Origin of the sequence: Bacillus paranthracis (assembly GCF_024296885.1) — a bacterium.
Classification (GTDB): Bacteria; Bacillota; Bacilli; order Bacillales; family Bacillaceae_G; genus Bacillus_A; species Bacillus_A paranthracis.
Genome location: NZ_CP101135.1, coordinates 3082323 through 3100313, shown reverse-complemented (window position 1 = coordinate 3100313; position 17991 = coordinate 3082323). Strand labels below are relative to the sequence as shown.

At 38.7% G+C, this 17991-nt stretch carries 18 protein-coding genes, 1 pseudogene, 1 riboswitch and 1 other annotated feature (1 of these 21 cut by a window edge); of the genes and pseudogenes, 10 read left to right on the top strand and 9 right to left on the bottom strand.

What is annotated here, in order from left to right; translation table 11 throughout:
• Positions 1 to 5: 5 nt before the first annotated feature.
• The 3 genes from rfbG to NLJ82_RS15875 all read right to left on the bottom strand — a co-directional run bounded on the left by rfbG (position 6) and on the right by NLJ82_RS15875 (position 2739).
• Positions 6 to 1061 carry a CDP-glucose 4,6-dehydratase gene (gene rfbG / locus NLJ82_RS15885; protein WP_000168678.1) on the bottom strand — a complete coding sequence of 352 codons (1056 nt, stop codon included), beginning with the start codon at positions 1059 to 1061 and terminating at the stop codon, positions 6 to 8.
• 1 nt (position 1062) lies between these two features.
• On the bottom strand, positions 1063 to 1830 hold the full coding sequence (gene rfbF, locus NLJ82_RS15880; RefSeq protein WP_000648798.1) for a glucose-1-phosphate cytidylyltransferase: 768 nt from the start codon (positions 1828 to 1830) through the stop codon (positions 1063 to 1065).
• A gap of 114 nt (positions 1831 to 1944) precedes the next feature.
• Positions 1945 to 2739 carry a glycosyltransferase family 2 protein gene (locus tag NLJ82_RS15875; protein ID WP_002028078.1) on the bottom strand — a complete coding sequence of 265 codons (795 nt, stop codon included), beginning with the start codon at positions 2737 to 2739 and terminating at the stop codon, positions 1945 to 1947.
• Between the two features lie 277 nt (positions 2740 to 3016).
• Here NLJ82_RS15875 and NLJ82_RS15870 point away from each other — a divergent pair, with 277 nt between their 5' ends.
• From NLJ82_RS15870 to NLJ82_RS15855, 4 genes are all read left to right on the top strand, one after another.
• On the top strand, positions 3017 to 3424 hold the full coding sequence (locus tag NLJ82_RS15870) for a MerR family transcriptional regulator (RefSeq protein WP_000285640.1): 408 nt from the start codon (positions 3017 to 3019) through the stop codon (positions 3422 to 3424).
• Between the two features lie 119 nt (positions 3425 to 3543).
• Complete coding sequence (locus NLJ82_RS15865) at positions 3544 to 4872, top strand: hemolysin family protein (protein ID WP_000402267.1); 1329 nt, start codon at positions 3544 to 3546, stop codon at positions 4870 to 4872.
• Positions 4873 to 4924: 52 nt separating this feature from the next.
• A complete protein-coding gene (locus NLJ82_RS15860) occupies positions 4925 to 5338 on the top strand; it encodes an ATP synthase subunit I (protein WP_000616837.1) in 414 nt (137 codons plus the stop codon).
• Between the two features lie 198 nt (positions 5339 to 5536).
• Positions 5537 to 6085, top strand: a complete 549-nt coding sequence (locus NLJ82_RS15855; protein WP_000938434.1) for a DUF2179 domain-containing protein — start codon at positions 5537 to 5539, stop codon at positions 6083 to 6085.
• A gap of 97 nt (positions 6086 to 6182) precedes the next feature.
• Here the strand turns inward: NLJ82_RS15855 and NLJ82_RS15850 are convergent, their stop codons facing one another.
• The 3 genes from NLJ82_RS15850 to NLJ82_RS15840 all read right to left on the bottom strand — a co-directional run bounded on the left by NLJ82_RS15850 (position 6183) and on the right by NLJ82_RS15840 (position 8229).
• Positions 6183 to 6422 carry a DUF3923 family protein gene (locus tag NLJ82_RS15850; protein ID WP_000747691.1) on the bottom strand — a complete coding sequence of 80 codons (240 nt, stop codon included), beginning with the start codon at positions 6420 to 6422 and terminating at the stop codon, positions 6183 to 6185.
• Between the two features lie 76 nt (positions 6423 to 6498).
• On the bottom strand, positions 6499 to 6876 hold the full coding sequence (locus NLJ82_RS15845) for a hypothetical protein (protein ID WP_000823784.1): 378 nt from the start codon (positions 6874 to 6876) through the stop codon (positions 6499 to 6501).
• 153 nt (positions 6877 to 7029) lie between these two features.
• Positions 7030 to 8229 carry an MDR family MFS transporter gene (locus NLJ82_RS15840; protein ID WP_000834852.1) on the bottom strand — a complete coding sequence of 400 codons (1200 nt, stop codon included), beginning with the start codon at positions 8227 to 8229 and terminating at the stop codon, positions 7030 to 7032.
• A gap of 112 nt (positions 8230 to 8341) precedes the next feature.
• Here NLJ82_RS15840 and NLJ82_RS15835 point away from each other — a divergent pair, with 112 nt between their 5' ends.
• From NLJ82_RS15835 to NLJ82_RS15820, 4 genes are all read left to right on the top strand, one after another.
• Complete coding sequence (locus NLJ82_RS15835) at positions 8342 to 8884, top strand: CGNR zinc finger domain-containing protein (RefSeq protein WP_001072954.1); 543 nt, start codon at positions 8342 to 8344, stop codon at positions 8882 to 8884.
• A 40-nt stretch (positions 8885 to 8924) separates the two neighbouring features.
• Positions 8925 to 9680 carry a class I SAM-dependent methyltransferase gene (locus NLJ82_RS15830; RefSeq protein WP_000679181.1) on the top strand — a complete coding sequence of 252 codons (756 nt, stop codon included), beginning with the start codon at positions 8925 to 8927 and terminating at the stop codon, positions 9678 to 9680.
• Between the two features lie 148 nt (positions 9681 to 9828).
• Positions 9829 to 12336: a collagen-like protein gene (locus tag NLJ82_RS15825; RefSeq protein ID WP_001215800.1), complete on the top strand. Its 2508-nt coding sequence runs from the start codon at positions 9829 to 9831 to the stop codon at positions 12334 to 12336.
• Positions 12337 to 12358: 22 nt separating this feature from the next.
• Positions 12359 to 14872 (top strand): BC_3345 family exosporium-associated protein, encoded by a 2514-nt coding sequence (locus NLJ82_RS15820; RefSeq protein WP_012644496.1) that lies wholly within the window; start codon positions 12359 to 12361, stop codon positions 14870 to 14872.
• A gap of 71 nt (positions 14873 to 14943) precedes the next feature.
• On the opposite strand, the gene NLJ82_RS15815 is transcribed toward NLJ82_RS15820, so the two are convergent.
• Positions 14944 to 15087 carry a hypothetical protein gene (locus tag NLJ82_RS15815; RefSeq protein WP_000945243.1) on the bottom strand — a complete coding sequence of 48 codons (144 nt, stop codon included), beginning with the start codon at positions 15085 to 15087 and terminating at the stop codon, positions 14944 to 14946.
• Between the two features lie 98 nt (positions 15088 to 15185).
• Positions 15186 to 15328: riboswitch (cyclic di-AMP (ydaO/yuaA leader) on the bottom strand.
• A 38-nt stretch (positions 15329 to 15366) separates the two neighbouring features.
• The gene (locus NLJ82_RS15810; RefSeq protein WP_000615109.1) at positions 15367 to 15828 is read right to left on the bottom strand and encodes a GNAT family N-acetyltransferase; all 462 of its coding nucleotides are present in this window, start codon (positions 15826 to 15828) and stop codon (positions 15367 to 15369) included.
• A 137-nt stretch (positions 15829 to 15965) separates the two neighbouring features.
• Between NLJ82_RS15810 and NLJ82_RS15805 the strand changes: the two genes are divergently transcribed.
• Both NLJ82_RS15805 and NLJ82_RS15800 read left to right on the top strand, forming a co-directional pair.
• Positions 15966 to 16214, top strand: a complete 249-nt coding sequence (locus NLJ82_RS15805) for a GlsB/YeaQ/YmgE family stress response membrane protein (RefSeq protein ID WP_000539715.1) — start codon at positions 15966 to 15968, stop codon at positions 16212 to 16214.
• A 63-nt stretch (positions 16215 to 16277) separates the two neighbouring features.
• Positions 16278 to 17399 carry an AI-2E family transporter gene (locus NLJ82_RS15800; protein ID WP_000416969.1) on the top strand — a complete coding sequence of 374 codons (1122 nt, stop codon included), beginning with the start codon at positions 16278 to 16280 and terminating at the stop codon, positions 17397 to 17399.
• 29 nt (positions 17400 to 17428) lie between these two features.
• Here NLJ82_RS15800 and NLJ82_RS15795 read toward each other — a convergent pair.
• A pseudogene (locus NLJ82_RS15795) lies at positions 17429 to 17746 on the bottom strand (1-deoxy-D-xylulose-5-phosphate reductoisomerase); the annotation flags it as partial.
• Between the two features lie 152 nt (positions 17747 to 17898).
• Positions 17899 to 17991 (top strand) — a binding site (T-box leader); it runs 113 nt beyond the window's last position.

The following is a 17991-nucleotide window of genomic DNA, read 5'->3' as shown; positions in this document are numbered from 1 at the left end:
CCCCCTTATAAATTTTTGAATGCATCGATTTGTTGTCGCGTGAAAGATTCGATATTTTCACCAGATGCATATTTTTTGTACCAATCAACAGTCCAAGTGATAGCCTTATCTGTTGATAACTTAGGAGTCCAGCCGAGTTTAGTTACTGCTTTTGTACTATCGAGTGTTAAAACAGGCGATTCATAAGGAGTGTTTGTAGAGGGGGAAGTGATTGTTAGTTGTTTATTCCATAATTTTATTACAGATTGAATGACATCATGAACGGTTCTGTTAGGTTCGTTCAACGGGCCGAAATTCCATGCTTCTGCATATGCAGCGTCTGTCCAAAGTTTTTCAGCTAAAAGGATATAGCCGTGTAAAGGATCTAATACGTGTTGCCACGGGCGAATAGCCTTTTTGTTTCTAATCGTTAATGTACTATCTTGTAAATATGCACGAATGACATCTGGGAATAATCGGTCTTCTGCCCAATCCCCACCACCGATGACGTTACCTGCTCTTACTGAGGCGAGTTTCTGAGTATTAGTGTGGAAGAATGATTTTTGATAGGATGTTGCCACTATTTCAGCGCAAGCTTTACTAGCACTATAAGGGTCGAAACCTCCTAGCCGGTCAATTTCCACGAATGCCCGGTTACCGATCCCGTCATTTTCATAACATTTATCACTTGTAACATTAATGATGCCACGTATACTTTCTGTATGTTTTGCAACTTCCAATACGTGAACAGTGCCTAAAACATTCGTTTTAAATGTTTCGATAGGATCTTTGTATGAAGTGGTGACGATTGGCTGGGCAGCTAAATGAAATAGTATGTCAGGGTTATGATGTTTTAGGGCGTGTAATAAAGAATCGTAATCTGTAATGTCGCCTTTAATTGTTATGCACTCTTTTGCTACGTTACATTGTTCAAAAAGATTAGGAATCGATGGGGGATGAGAAGAAAAGCCAACTACTTCTGCACCTAAAGAAGTTAAGAAAAGGGTGAGCCAAGAGCCTTTAAATCCAGTATGTCCCGTGATAAATACTTTTTTCTTATTCCAAAAAGATGAAGAAGCCATATTACCAAACCTTCCACGGAGCGTTATTACTTTCCCATAGCTCGACTAATTTATTTTTATCGCGCAATGTATCCATCGGATGCCAAAAACCAGTATGTTGATATGCTGATAGTTCGTTTTTGTTTACTAACTGAACTAAAGTGTCTGTTTCAAAAACAGACTTATCTCCACTAATGTAATTGAAAACTTCAGGGTTTAAAACGAAAAATCCACCGTTAACCCATCCGCCATCCCCGAGTGGCTTCTCTTGAAAAGATGTTACAGACTGTTTATCTAATATGAGAGAACCGAATCTACCAGGAGGTTGTACGGCGGTAACAGTTGCCATTTTTCCATGTTTTTTATGAAATGCAATAAGTTCTTTTATATTTACGTTACTTAATCCATCACCATAAGTGAGGCAGAAAGGTTCGTCTCCAACAAAATTTTGAATTCTTTTCACTCGTCCTCCCGTTTCGGTATTTACACCAGTATCGATTAGTGTAACTTTCCACGGTTCTACACGTTGAGAATGGCTAGTAATTGTATTATCGCTTAAATGTATCGTGAAATCTGACATGTGTAAGTTGTAATTTAGAAAGAACTCTTTAATTGCATATCCTTTATACCCTAAGCAAATAATAAACTCTGTAATGCCGTAATGGCTATACAAACTCATAATGTGCCATAGAATAGGTTTTGTTCCAATTTCAATCATAGGTTTCGGTTTTAAATGTGTTTCTTCCCCAATCCTTGTCCCGTATCCACCAGCAAGAATAACAGCTTTCATTTTTTCCTCCTAAAATAAAAATTTATAATATATACAGTATTCATATTGTATGCAAATGGTTTTGTTTTTGACTAAGTGCGTAAAAATGTGTGGAAAATGATGGTGTGAGAAATATTAAGGTTTAAATTTAGGGAATAATTGTTGATATTCAGGGTGATTGCGTAGATCCTGTGTTGCATTAGTTAATGTTAAAAATCGAGCTTCGAGTTCTTCAGAAGACCGCCCATATTGTTTTTGAAGTCCTAATCGAACGCCCTTTTTTGAGAGGGTGGGTGTAATTTGTAATTTTCTTGCCTTTGTATGTTCGTTCCAAGGGCTAAAATAAAATTTAAAAATGAATGAAGGGAAGTTATAAACGATAGGTTGGTGCCGAGTAAAATGTCTGCCTGGTAAATATGCACCATCAAGATGGTTGTGTATAAATCTCCAGGCACAGCCGATTGCTGGGTTATAAGGAAAGAGCCCGTGATATCGTTGTTCTACTAAAGGAATGGAATATCTTAGTTTTGAATAATTGTAATCATGCTTATCAATCATGACAATCATTCTAATTGCATACATATTTTGGCCTAACGTATGAAGTGATGAGAAAAATTCTTCTACATTGTTACAGCAAAGAAATTCTGTAGTATTTAATACCATCTTCCAACCTGAAACTTCTCTTTCAATTTCCATTACCTCAATATCAGTATTAGTGGGATCGAATTCAAGGAATCTTGAATCTCGTACTTCCCAGTGGGGAGCAAATAATTTACAAATTTCAACGGAACGATCTGTAGAACCTCTATTAATTAATATACCGTGATCAAATATTTTTGTATGATGCATAAGCCACCATGGTAATAAATACTCCTCGTTATAAAAGTGAGAGATAATAGTTTTAGTAATTTTAATCTCCTCCAATAGCATGAATAATAATTTTAATTAAATATTATTATCATATGTTTTGTATTAAAAAAGGTTGAAAGGAATATGCGATTCTATGATGATATTTTCATAGTAATGTAGTATGGGAAAAATAATTCGATTATAAGAATTAAGTAATGTATTGTTAATTTACAAAATGATAAAATGGTAAGTGGAATTGTGTATAAATTATGAATAATAAACCGTCACGTTTGACTGTACAGTTTATGTATTGTATGATGTTAGTAATATAAACAAGGGGGGGAAGATCGTTGGGAAGGTGTATCGAATCGGACAGTTGGCTCTCATGGCTCACGTGTCGAAACGAACGATTGATTATTATACGAATCTAGGTATCTTAAAAGCGGAGCGATCTCAATCTAATTATCGCTATTACGACGAAACAGCATTTGAGACATTACAATTTATTGAGAAGTGCAAAGAAATGCATATGCCGCTTTGTGAGATTAAAGAGAAAATCGAGGAGAAGAAGAAGCTGCTCGGTATCAATGAACACGTTTCGAAACAAGTGAATGAAGTGACAGACCATATTCATCGATTAGAAGTAGAGCTAACGGAATTAAAGCCGCTTTTAGATGGATTGACTGATTCACAACGTGAAAAAATATCGAAATCTTTATCTGGTCAAACGACAGCTTTAATACAGACACTTGCTCTATTATTATAGAACAAGTGAAATCCGACCTCTTTAATTTTTGTATCGGGCTATGTTTTCTAAGAAAGAAATAAGAAAACATTATAGTATACAGGAGGTGGACACCTTAGTTTTTTAACTAAGGGGATTCATTGGAAATATTTAATTTAGTCATGGTTGCGATTTTAATCGCATTTACTGGATTTTTCGTAGCAGCTGAGTTTGCGATTGTAAAAGTACGTTCAAGTCGTATTGATCAGCTTGTTGCAGAAGGAAAACGCGGTGCTTTAGCAGCGAAAAAGGTAACAACAAATTTAGATGAATATTTATCTGCTTGTCAATTAGGTATTACAGTTACAGCTATGGGATTAGGTTGGTTAGGTGAACCGACAATTGAAAAGTTATTACACCCGTTATTTGAGAAATGGAACTTAAACCCTTCTATTTCATCAGTATTAACATTTGGTCTTGCTTTTATGATTATGACGTATTTACACGTTGTAGTAGGAGAATTAGCTCCGAAAACGATGGCAATTCAAAAGGCTGAAAAGGTAACGTTATTATTGGCAGGTCCATTAATGATGTTCTATAAAGTAATGTATCCATTTATTTGGGTATTGAACGGTTCAGCTCGTGTTGTAACTGGATTATTCGGTTTAAAACCAGCTTCAGAACATGAAGTAGCTCATACTGAAGAAGAATTACGCCTTATCCTTTCAGATAGCTATGAAAGTGGCGAGATTAATCAAGCTGAATACAAGTATGTAAATAACATTTTTGAATTTGATAATCGTATTGCAAAAGAGATTATGGTACCGCGAACAGAAATCGTTGGTTTCTACCTGGAAGATTCAGTAGAAGAACACATGAAAGTAATCCAAAATGAGCGATACACACGTTATCCGATTTTTGGAGAAGATAAAGATGATATTATCGGTATGGTCAACGTAAAAGATTTCTTTATTCGATATATGACCGAGGATCAAAAAGATTTATCATCCATTCGCTCGTATATGCGTCCGATTATTGAAGTGATGGAAACGACTCCAATTCACGATTTATTACTTCAAATGCAGAAGAAGCGAATTCCGATGGCTGTTTTATATGATGAGTACGGAGGAACAGCTGGAATTGTAACGCTTGAGGACATCTTGGAGGAAATCGTCGGTGAAATTCGTGATGAATATGATGAAGATGAAGCACCACCAATTCAACATGTGAACGAGCAACATATCATTGTTGATGGAAAAGTGCTTATCTCAGAAGTGAAAGATTTATTTGGATTACACATTGAAGAAGATGATGTGGATACAATCGGTGGATGGATTATGATGCAAAATCATGAAATCGAAGAAGGACAACACGTTGAGGCGGAAGGCTATGAATTTAAAGTGTTAGAAAAAGACGCTTACCAAATTAAACGTGTTGAAATTCGTAAGATGGAAGAGGAACAAGAAGAAGAAAAAGCAGCAACTGTGTAAGTTGCTGCTTTTCTTCTAAAGTATAAAAAATGAGAAATTAGGAGCGGATATTTTGATTCAAGTAGCCTTACGTGTATATCGATTACAATTGTATGTGATCTTTAGTGGTTTACTACTTATGTGGACGATTACTCCGTTTGGAAAACAAGTAACAGGGTTTGGGATCGGATTAGCTGTAAGTGCATATTGCCTTTGGTTATTAGCTCGCAGAGTGGAGAAACTTGGGAAAAGTATTGTAATGAAGGAAAAGGCTCCGGGATTAGGAGTTCTAAACCGATTTGCAGCGGCCATTTTAGGAGCTATTATCATGTATGAAATTGAGCATGAAATGGAAATGTGGGCATTTGGTACAGGCATTTTAGGTGGTCACTTTTTAATGATTGCGAATTTAGCTTATGCAAATATGCAGGTAGTGAAAGAAGAAGAGAAGAAAAGGGAACATGCTTCGAAAAACATTGAGCTATGATGAGAGGGACCTAATTGGGGTTCCTTTTTATTTTATTGATATGATACAAGTAACCAAATTAACGACAAATATAATACGCTTCTTTTTTGCGTTTTTCAATAGTATGAAAAATAATAAAAAAAAATTTAAAAACCCATCGATTTCTAAAGGTTATGTATGTTATCATGACAAAAGACTTTTTGAAAGAGGTGGATACCAATGTTACAAGCGCTACTTATTTTTGTGCTTCAAATTATTTACGTTCCCATTTTAACAATCCGTACGATTTTGCTTGTAAAGAATCAAACAAGATCCGCTGCTGCTGTTGGATTGTTAGAAGGAGCTATTTACATTGTCAGTTTAGGTATTGTGTTTCAAGATTTATCAAATTGGATGAACATCGTTGCCTATGTCATTGGCTTTAGTGCGGGACTGTTATTAGGCGGTTATATAGAGAATAAATTAGCAATTGGTTATATTACGTATCAAGTTAGTTTACTAGACCGTTGTAATGAATTAGTAGATGAGTTACGTCACTCTGGATTTGGCGTTACAGTATTTGAAGGTGAAGGTATTAATTCGATACGTTATCGCTTAGATATCGTTGCAAAACGTTCTAGAGAAAAAGAACTATTAGAAATCATTAATGAAATTGCACCGAAAGCGTTTATGTCTTCTTATGAAATTCGTTCATTTAAAGGCGGATATTTAACGAAGGCGATGAAGAAGAGAGCGTTAATGAAAAAGAAAGATCATCATGCATCGTAAAGAAAAGGGAGTAGTGCCGTTTTAAAAGTTCCCATATGTAAAAGAGAGGAATCTACATTGAAATAGATTCCTCTCTTTTTTATTGTTAATTGAAAAACTAAATCGTATAATTGTTTTTTTTACTCATCCTCAAATTAATGATTAGCCATATAACTTGAAAAAATACAGGTATGATAAACGCGATTAATATAACGATAAGTGATATGGATTTAATTTCAGGTGTTTGAATAACACCAGCACCATCCACATCTCGTAGCCAAATAATAGCTGCCCATATTCCAAAAACGATAATCCAAAATAGGTTACCAATCCACCAAGAAATCCATCGTTTTTTCATGTTAGCCCCCCTTACATGTATCTACTGTTAAAAGTATATTTTCGTTCATTACATTTATAATGAAACAACTTTAAAATTAGTTTTTAACTGTATATCTAACTTGTTTGAAGGTGACTATTTCTCCATCATCATTATTATCTTTCGTTTGCAAAAGTTGAACTTTTGGTTTGTAGTCTGTCCGATGAGCGTGTTCGATATCTTTAATGTTAAGTTTGTAGGATTCACCATTCTTTAGCTTTTGTTCTAACACTTTTTTATTAGCAACATAAATAAAAGTTACTTTATTTTCATCAATGCCCTCGGTCTTAATTTCTAACTCATTATCTTTTGTTGTAATCGTTGGTGTTAATAATTCCATACTGCCGCTTCCGGTTTCTAAAGAATTTTCTGCTATAGTTGAACATCCTGATAGTATGATTCCGGTGAATAGAAGAACAAGTAATTTCCTTTTCATAACATTCCCCCGATTCTATGTGATTTCTGATTTTGGCATTGTTAGATTGCTAGTGTTTTATGTAAACGTTTAGTGAGCATTCTTTTTGATTGTACCATAATATGTAAAATGACGCAGGCTGTATATCCAATTTAAGGGAGATTGAAAGTTTACTTATTGCTGTAAATTAGTATTTTTACAGTAGGCATATATCTTCTTTAGGAAATCCTTTTTCGTATTTAAAATATGTAATGAAATAAAACCAATAAGTCCTATTCCACCAAAAATAAGCCATGGTGTATACACTCCGCTTAAGTTGGATGTAAAAGATGTACCGGTATAATTACCGATGATAAAACCAAATGCGAGTGATAGTTGATAAAATCCAAAGAAAGTGGCCGTATATGATTCATTACTGTAATTTGCAATAGCGATATCAGCGTTAGGTAATACGAGTGTTTCACCGATTGTAAATAAAATTACACAAATAAAGAGCCAATATGGGTGTTGAAATAAAGGAATGAGTAAAAAGGAAATACTCATTAATAAAACACCGTATTTAATAATCGAAAGTGTGTTGTATTTGTGGAATAATTTTCGGAATAATACCATAAATATGACGCCTGTTATTGCATTTATCGTAATAACGAGTGTAGCAAGTTGATTGCTATTACTAATGTTTTTCATATGAAGTGGAAGTGCGACAGTAAGCTGAGTAAACATAATATAGAAGAAAATCATGATAAAGGAAAACAGAAGGAAAGACTTGTTTTGTAAGATGGCCTGTATTCCTAATGTAATAGACGTGTTTTCAGTAGTGACTTGGAAGTGATTTTTAAGTAAGTAAAAGATAAAAGCAAATAACAGCATAAGAAATCCTGTTAGAGAGAAAGCATAGATTGGATCGAGTAAGAGTAAGAACCCTCCTGCAATTGGTCCGATTATTGCACCGCAATTAAAGCTAAGGTTTAAATGTGTAAATAAATTTTTTCTCAAATGAGCTGGCTGTGAGCCAAATATAGCGCGAGCGGCAGGTTCGTAAAATGCTGTTCCGAAGCCAATAAGTGCAGAAGAAATAGAAATTGTATAGAAATCAGAGCATATTCCTAAAGCGATAAATCCGATTCCTCTCAAAAATAAACCGGCTACCATCATAATGATATAGCCTATTTTGTCAGCAATTAATCCTGAGAATAAAGGGATAACTCGTGATGTAATTATCATAACCGTCAACACTGTTCCTACTTGAAAAGCTGAAAAATGGAGAAAGGTTAATAGATAAATAGCTAAAAATGCGTATACTGCAAAATAACCAAAAGACATAAAAAATGAAGAAATAAGCATGAAACGTATCGGTGTTGAGAAACTTTTCATAGAACTCCTCCTAATATTGTAACCAGTAAATTTTTTTAGTGGTTAACTATTTTATATTATAATTATACATAAAGTCAGAAAAAAGTAAATTTTAAGAAGAAGGTGGATCGAATTGAATCAAAACGCACCAAATAAACTAGAATATATTCGGGGATTTTTAAATACATGGAGAATACCAAACGATACGAGAGAAGCAATTGATTTGCTGCAAACAAAAGAAGATATAAAGCTCTTTATGAAAGAATATTTTGATGAAGAGCTTCCATTTCATACGATAGAGGAATTAAAAAGTTTTCGAGAAGATATTCGGGCGGCAATTGAAGGTGAAGGATCATTGCAAAAGTGGTTAGAGAAATATCCATTTCATGTACATGTAATGGAAGATATGAAAGGTATTACGTATGAACCAATACACGAAGAAACTGTATATACAAAAGTATTAAGCATTGTTTTAATAGCAGTTCAAGAAAATTTATGGGGGAGGTTAAAAGCATGTCCAGATTGCCGCTGGGTATTCTATGACAATTCACGAAATGGAAGTAAAAGATGGTGCGGTATGTACGCTGGAGAAGAAGGAGGGAGAGCGTGCGGTACGATTGCGAAAGTGAAAAATTATCGAGCAAAAAGAAAAGGAAGATCGGGTTATAATGTGTAATTTAAATTAGGGGAAGAAAATGGATGGGGGAATGTAGCATATGAAAGGTACACAAATGTTAGCATTAAATAAAAAGTGTTGGGATACAGTTGCACCTTATTTCTTTCAAGTGGATTGTTTACCGAAATATGGTCCGTATACAGCGTCTGAAGATGAGATTCATTTGTTCGATTCAATTAAAGATAAAAAGGTTCTTGATATTGGATGTGGAAGTGGGCATTCGTTGCAATATATGGCGGAACGTGGTGCAGAAGAATTGTGGGGACTTGATCTTTCGAGCACACAAATTGAAACGGCATATAAAACGTTACAGTCGTGGAATCCAAAGTTAATATGTGGAGCAATGGAAGAGGAAGTGGATATTCCGAAAGGGTATTTTGATATTGTATATTCCATTTATGCATTAGGTTGGACTTTAGATTTAAGAAAAACGTTGGAATTGATTTATTCGTATGTAAAGCCAGGAGGAAGCTTTGTTTTTAGCTGGGAGCATCCCGTATATTCAAACTTAATGTATGGAACAGAGGAGATTGCTTTCAGCTCGTCTTATCATGAAGAAACTCCTATTACGTTTGAAACATTTAAAGGGGAAGATGTACAAGCGACATTATATAAGAGAAAAATAAGTACGTACATAAATGAGTTACATAGAGCCGGATTTACAATTGAGAGAATAGAAGAGCCTGAACCATCGAGCTCGTTTGATGAAGAACTAGCTGAGCCGTCTACGAAATATTATTCTTTACATAAAGCTAGAATGGTGCCAACTACTTTTATTGTGAAAGCGAGAAAGTAATGTGTTTTATAAAAAGAAGCCTATCATTTCAAGTAAATGAAATAATAGGCTTCTTTATTTTTAAAAAAATGAGGTCAAAGGTGTACTTTTCTTATAAAAATGCATTTCATATAAAAGGTGTAATTTTTTGGGGGGAAGGGGGATTGTTGTGCGTCATCATAGAAAGTGCAAAAAATTTGGAGTGGCACTGCCTCTTCCACTTATAGGAGCAACTGGCCCAACTGGTAATAGTGGCCCGATTGGTCCAACTGGAGGGCATGAAGGTCCTGTTGGTCCTACAGGGGTGACTGGCCCGACGGGAGCAACTGGACCTCAAGGTCCTCAAGGTATCAGGGGAATACAAGGTCCCCGAGGGACAACAGGAGCACAAGGAATACAAGGAGCTATTGGTGATACAGGAGAGCAAGGTATAACCGGCCCAACTGGTCTCCAAGGTGCTCAAGGATTAATCGGAAACCAAGGTCTAATTGGTGATATTGGAGTACAAGGCCCAGAAGGAATACAAGGAATTACAGGCCCTACTGGTAGTCAAGGTATACAAGGTCCACAAGGAATACAAGGAGAGATAGGTGAGCGAGGACAAACGGGAGCACAAGGAATGCAAGGTGTGATAGGTGAAGCTGGTATTACAGGTGTAACAGGTCCCCAAGGTTCTCAAGGAGCACAAGGAATACAAGGGGAGGAGGGAACTACAGGTATACAAGGAGAAGAAGGTCCACAAGGAATACAAGGAATTACTGGAGAGCAAGGACACCAAGGTGATCAAGGGATACAAGGTGTAGTAGGCCCAACCGGTTCTACTGGTCCGCAAGGCCCTCAAGGTATAAGTGGAATAAAGGGGATAACCGGTGTAACAGGCCCTCAAGGTCCACAAGGTGTTCAGGGAATACAAGGAGTAAGTGGATCTACAGGTTTTCAAGGAGCAAAAGGAGTACGAGGGATAACTGGAGCAACCGGTTCAACTGGTACACAAGGTGTAGAAGGTCCTCCTGGGGGACCGACAGGAGCAACAGGTCCCATTGGTCCATCTAGTGGAGTGACTGGTCCATCTGGTCCACCCGGTCCACCTGGGGGGCCAACAGGTCCAACGGGCGAAACTGGTGCACGGGGGATAACAGGGGGAACTGGTGCGATAGGATCACAAGGGTTACAAGGAATAACTGGTCCAACTGGTCCTCAAGGTGTAAGAGGCGCACAAGGAGCTCAAGGTGTAGTTGGAGCAGTTGGAGTACAAGGTGCACAAGGTTCTCAAGGTAACCAAGGAATAACAGGGGCAACTGGTGTAGAAGGTCCACAAGGAATACAAGGTCCGCAGGGAGAAATCGGTCCAACGGGTGCAGAAGGTCCTAAAGGAGTGCAAGGTATACAAGGAGTAACAGGTCCAACAGGAGCACAAGGAATGCAAGGGTTACAAGGTATACAAGGTCCAACAGGAGTGGCAGGAGCTGCAGGAGCTCAAGGTGCACAAGGCATACAAGGCGCAACCGGGCCAGCTGGAGCACAAGGCATACAAGGTGCACAAGGAATCCGAGGAGAAACAGGGGCAGCTGGAGTACAAGGAATCCAAGGAGTTCAAGGGATACAAGGGATAACGGGATTGACAGGTCCGCAAGGTGCACAAGGTCCTCAAGGGGTGCAAGGAATAATAGGGCCGACTGGAGCTATTGGTTCCCAAGGACCTCAAGGAATACAAGGTATAGTAGGCCCAACAGGAGCGCAAGGCTCTCAAGGTATGCAAGGTATACAAGGAATAACAGGTCCGACAGGTGCGCAAGGAATTAGAGGTCCCCAAGGGAATCTAGGAGAAAACGGGATAACAGGTCCTCAAGGAGTGCAAGGTGCGCAAGGTAATCAAGGTCCTCAAGGTGCACAAGGAAATATTGGGGCTACGGGCGTAACTGGAGAAACAGGAGCGACAGGAGAAGTAGGGGCGACAGGAGCACAAGGAATACAAGGCGTTCAAGGGATTATGGGGATACAAGGAAGTACAGGAATGACCGGACCAACTGGAGCAACGGGAGTAACCGGGATACAAGGTTCTCAAGGTATACAAGGCCCACAAGGACCAACTGGAGCAAGGGGAACGACAGGGGTTAGCGGTAGTGTAGGACCGGCCGGAGCGCAAGGGAGTCAAGGACCTATTGGAGCTGTGGGACCTACCGGAGCCACTGGTAGTGCAGGTTCAATAGGTTTCTTGGGAATAGCGGGAGCGACTGGAGCGACTGGCTTACCAAGCGGGGGCGGTTATTTCTTTTCTACTTCAACGAGTACAATTGCAGCGAATGCGTTAATACCAATTAATTCCGGATCTACAGTTTTTGGTTCTGGTGTCAGTTTAACAAATGCAACAACTGTAACGTTAAGTACGCCGGGAATCTATTTAGTAAGCTATTATTTTCAAGGCGATCCAACTGCTGGAAATGAAACGATTTCAGTGAGGCTTACTTTAAATGGAACACAAGTCGCAGGGAGTTTTATTTTTTATGTTACAGGAGGTACTTTTATATTAGAACCAGCAGTTTCGAATACGATGGTTATTGAAGTTACTGCTTCAAATGCAACTTTGTCTTTACAAAATGGTCCATTAGCTATCGACCATGTAACGACATTATCTGGTGTGATAACAGCTAGTTTAAATGTATTAAAAATAGTTTGATACGTTAGTTATAACGGGGGAGATGCTTGTGAAGGATCAAGATAAGTGTAGTAAGTTTCAAGCACCTATTCCTTTTCCGGCGTCAGGTATTACGGGACCAACAGGTCCAACGGGTCCGACAGGTTCTTTAGGTGGACCAACAGGACCACAAGGAATACAAGGCGTACAAGGGCCAATTGGTCCAACGGGTCCGACAGGAATACAAGGAGTGCAAGGGGTGCAGGGAGAAAATGGTCCAACTGGCCCAACTGGTTTAACTGGACCACAAGGTTCTCAAGGTAATCAAGGACCTATGGGAGAACGAGGCCCACAGGGAATACAAGGTGTTCAAGGAATACAAGGAGAAAGAGGTCCAACGGGTCCAACAGGTATTCAAGGAATACAAGGAATTCCTGGCCCAATCGGTCCAACCGGTCCAACAGGAATACAGGGCGTACAAGGAGTGCAAGGAGAAATCGGTCCAACAGGCCCAACAGGAATACAAGGTATACAAGGAGTGCAGGGAGAAATCGGTCCAACCGGTCCAACAGGAAATACGGGTATACAAGGTGTTCAAGGGGATTTAGGGAATAGTGGTTTACAAGGTGTAACAGGTATACAAGGTATTCAGGGACCGATTGGCCCGACTGGTCCAACAGGATCTCAAGGAATTCAAGGAGAACAAGGGCCAATGGGACCAACAGGGGCAACTGGCGTCCAAGGTTTACAAGGTCCACAAGGTGAGATGGGGCTAACTGGTCCAACAGGATCTCAAGGAATTCAAGGAGTGCAAGGTGTAATAGGTCCAATTGGCCCAACAGGTTTGCAAGGGGATCCAGGTCCAACAGGCTCGACTGGTCCAACAGGAGTAACAGGTCCAACAGGATCTGCAACAGGTCCAACGGGGGCAACCGGCCCAACCGGCCCGCCAGGAGGTCCGACCGGTCCAACAGGCCCAGCAGGATCACCAGGAGGTCCAACCGGTCCGACGGGAGCAACTGGTGCAACCGGGGCGACCGGAGCAACGGGAGCGACTGGAATTCAAGGAGTGCAAGGAGTACAGGGACCAACTGGAGCAACAGGTTTAACTGGGTTGCAAGGAGTGCAGGGACCAATGGGGGCAACTGGTCCAACGGGTGATCAAGGTATTCAAGGACCTCAAGGTGTAATGGGAGTAACAGGTCCAACCGGTCTACAAGGTTTACAAGGGATACAGGGACCGGTTGGAGTAACCGGCCCAACCGGCCCGCAAGGTGTGCAAGGGGCACAGGGGCCAATCGGGCAGGCAGGCCCACAAGGAATTCAAGGCATACAAGGTGAGCAAGGCGTAAGGGGAGCAACGGGTCCAACTGGTTTACAGGGGTTACAAGGGATTCAAGGCATACAGGGACCAACTGGACCCCAAGGAATCCAAGGAGTACAAGGGCTGAGCGGCATAACAGGCCCAACCGGTCCACAAGGAATTCAAGGCATACAGGGACCTCAAGGAAATATAGGTCCAACTGGTTCGACTGGAATCCAAGGAGTGCAAGGTCCAGAGGGTCCAACTGGTCCAACAGGGGCAACAGGACTACAAGGAATTCAAGGCATACAAGGTCCACAAGGCCCAACTGGTCCACAGGGCATTCAAGGAATCCAAGGAATCCAAGGGCCTATTGGTCCAACCGGCCCAACTGGACCGCAAGGAATTCAAGGGATAACCGGTTCGACGGGACCGACGGGGCAGGCTGGAGCAACAGGTCCAACAGGGGTAACGGGTCCTCAAGGTCCACAAGGAATTCAAGGACCACAAGGAGTAACTGGGCAGACGGGGGCAACTGGAGAGACAGGAGCAACGGGCTCACAAGGTCCACAAGGAATCCAAGGACCACAAGGGATAACAGGTCCAACTGGTGCAACCGGCCCGACGGGAGCGACGGGGCCAACCGGTCCACAAGGAATCCAAGGTCCACAGGGTGTGACAGGAGCAACCGGAGCAACCGGAGCGACTGGAGTGATAGGAGCAACAGGACCGACAGGAATCCAAGGGATACAAGGAATCACCGGAGCAACAGGGAGAACGGGAGTAACAGGCCCAACCGGGGCAACGGGTCCAACCGGCTTAACTGGAGCAACAGGATCATCTGCTATATCAACAGGTGGAGGCTATTTCTTTTCTACCTCAACGAGTGCAATTGCCGCAAATGCCAATATTTCAATTAATAGTGGATCTACAGTGTATGGAACAGGAGTATCTTTAACTAGCCCTACAACGGTTACTGTATCCACGCCAGGAATATATTTAGTAAGTTATTATTTTCAAGGGGATGCAACTGGTGGGAATGAAACGGTGTCTGTGAGATTACTATTAAACGGAACACAAGTAGCAGGGAGTTTTATACAAAACGTAACGACATCAACTGTAGTAATTGAACCAGCCATTTCAAATACGCTTCTTGTGAATGTAACGAGTGCCAATTCAACATTAATATTACAAAATGGTCCGTTAGGGGTAGGGCATGTAACGACCATAGCAGGTGCAATTACAGCAAGTTTAAATGTAGTGAGAATTTTATAAGAAAAATAAAAAACACAAGGAATGTCTTTTTAGACACACCTTGTGTTTTTGATGTTAAATGAACTATTTCTTTATCTTTTCGGCTGAAAAATATGTTGAAAGAAGTATTTGTGATGTAAGTTATCTACAACTTTATTTGCTTGATATGTGCGTTGTTTTTCTATTCGAAGTCTTTGCTCCATCATTTTGATTGCGTGATCAGATAAACGTAACATAGTACATTTCTCCTTTTCTATAAATATAGGTGACTTATTTGGTATCGATCCCATATTTATTATTAAGGAGGCAAAATGTGTAACATAGGCAAAAAGCACCTTCCTCTCCCATTACGCTTACGAGGTTAGCTGTCGGACTCGGGAAGTGAGAGTTTCCCTACTTAAATAAGATTCGCCCCAAGTAGCAAAGCTACAAAAATGGTTCCCCCGCTCCAAATTTTGGACTCAGCAAAAGGTTTTATAAAGTAAAAGATAACATAAATAAATTAATGAGTCAAACTATTTGTTGTTTTCTGATTTTTCAAGCGAAGTTAAAACCACTCCATCGGGTAATATGATCTCCTTTACTTCAATAAAGCCATGTTTTTTATATAAAGACAAAGCAGGTGTATTTTCTTTCCCTGTTTGTACAATATATGTTTTGGAAGGGGAGAACATGTCAAATACATAAAGTAGTAGTTTTGTTGCAATCCCTTTATGAAAATGATCAGGGGATACTACTAAACGATGAATATCCACTTCTTCTTCATCTATTTTAAAAGAAATAAAACCAGCAAGTGTATCTTCAAAAAAATAGCCGTAAAAAATTTCATCACAAGATTGAATATCGGCTACAGTATCATAAAGTCGAGGGATAGCTGTACTATTTATATATTTCGCCTCAATTTCATAAGCGGGTATTTGAATGCTTAAAATAGAAGTTGCAGTTTTGTGAGAAGTTGTTATTAATTTTTGAATCATAGAATAGAAACCTCCTTGTTGGCTGTATTTTCATAGATTTGACAAGATTTTTCTTTTTTGGATATAATAATTACATAGTTACACAATAAGTTAGTAGCTAAATTGAATTACACTATAATAGAAATGGAGGACTAAAGATGGGGTGGATTATCACATTAATAGTTGGTGCTATTATAGGTGCAATTGCAGGTTCTATTACAGGTAAAGACTTTCCTGCTGGCATGTTTGGAAAAATAATTGCTGGTTTATTAGGAGCTTGGTTAGGCGGTAAATTATTTGGAGATTGGGGTCCATCACTAGGTGGTATTCATATTGTACCAGCTTTATTAGGATCAATTGTTCTCGTTCTTATTGTATCATTTGTAGTGAAAGCTGCAAGGAAATAAAGAGTTATATTATGATAAAAAGCCCTATATAAGGGCTTTTCATCATTCGAAGAGGTGGTTTTATTGGAGAAAGTAAGTTTAAGAAAACGAGATAAGTTGAAAAAATTTTTTAGAGAACACAATTATTTAGCAGTGTTACTTGGGTTTGCACTATTGTTCATTAATATTTTATTACTAACAAAAATATCATTTGTTTTTACACCGTTTATCGTCTTTTTAAAAACAATTTTCTTCCCAGTATTATTAGCGGGCGTACTATTTTACATTTTGCATCCATTCGTTTCGCTTTTAGAAAAGAAAGGTGTTTCAAGAATCGTATCAATAGCCTCGATATACTTAATAGTAATTGGATTATTTGTGTTTTTAGTTTTAACGGTTATTCCAATTATTAAAGATCAAATTGATGCATTAATAGATAACTTACCGTATTTCGGTCATGAAATTGAACGAGCAGCACGTAGATTTGGGGAAAGTAATTTACTAGGAAAAATTCAGGAGAATTTAAATATTGATGTAGCGAGTATGGTAAAAGACTATACAGTTGATTTTACGAAATCTTTATCATCAGTAACAGGAAATGTAACTGGATTTTTAAGTACTATTACAGAGGTCGTTTTAACGTTTGTAATGGTTCCGTTTATATTGTTCTATCTTTTAAAAGATGGTGAGCAATTACCAAATCACTTTTTAAAGTTTATTTCAGAACAAAGACGACCAGCAGCGATGAGAATACTAGACGATATGCATTATGCGATTAGCTCGTATATTAGAGGACAAATTATCGTTAGCTTATTTATCGGTATTATGCTATTAATTGGTTACCTTATTATCGGTATTAAATATGCAGTACTACTCGCTATTTTAGCGATGATTGTAAATATCGTTCCGTACGTAGGACCAATTATCGCAATTACACCAGCGTTAATTATTGCGTTTATTGATTCGCCGGGGATGGTTTTAAAGGTAATTATTGTAATGATGGTTGTACAATTAGCAGAAGGTAAATTTATTTCTCCGCAAGTCATGGGGAAAAAGCTAGATATTCACCCGATTACTATCATTTTTATTATTTTAACTGCCGGAAATTTATTTGGAATTATGGGGATTATTTTAGCAATTCCAGGGTATGCGATATTAAAGGTGTTAGTAACGCATGGTTATCGATTTGTTAAGTTGAATACGTAGGAAAAAAAGCTAAAACAGTATTATCTGTTTTAGCTCTTTTTTATTAACAATTGATGTGCATATTGGCGTGCCCATTGATCCGCTTCTAATATAGCATCTAGTGAAGGATTTTTTACGTTATGATGGGCTTCAACTGTTTTGTAAATTGTTTTTTCAATATCGAAAAAGGCAATTTCATTTTTTAAGAATAGTGCATTCGCAATTTCATTTGCTGCGTTTAATACAGCAGGAGTAGTACCACCAATTTTGCCACATTCATATGCGTATTGTAGACAAGGAAACTTCTCTAAATCTGGTTTTTCAAAATGCAAACTACCGATTTCTAATAAATTTAATTTTTCAATGGATATATATTTTACCATGAAAAAACCTCCAAAGTTGTTTCGAGTATTTCTGCAAACCTATATAATATTAGACAATTGAAGTGGAAATTCCTGCTAAATAAAATAGAAAATTTTGGTTTGTTTAGAAGTGAAATGTGATAAACTGTAAAAAATAACGAAAAGCGATGAAAGAGAAGAGTACATATTCGAAACTTTTCAGAGAGCTGATATGTGGTGGAAATCAGTAAGGGATAAATATGGAATGGGCT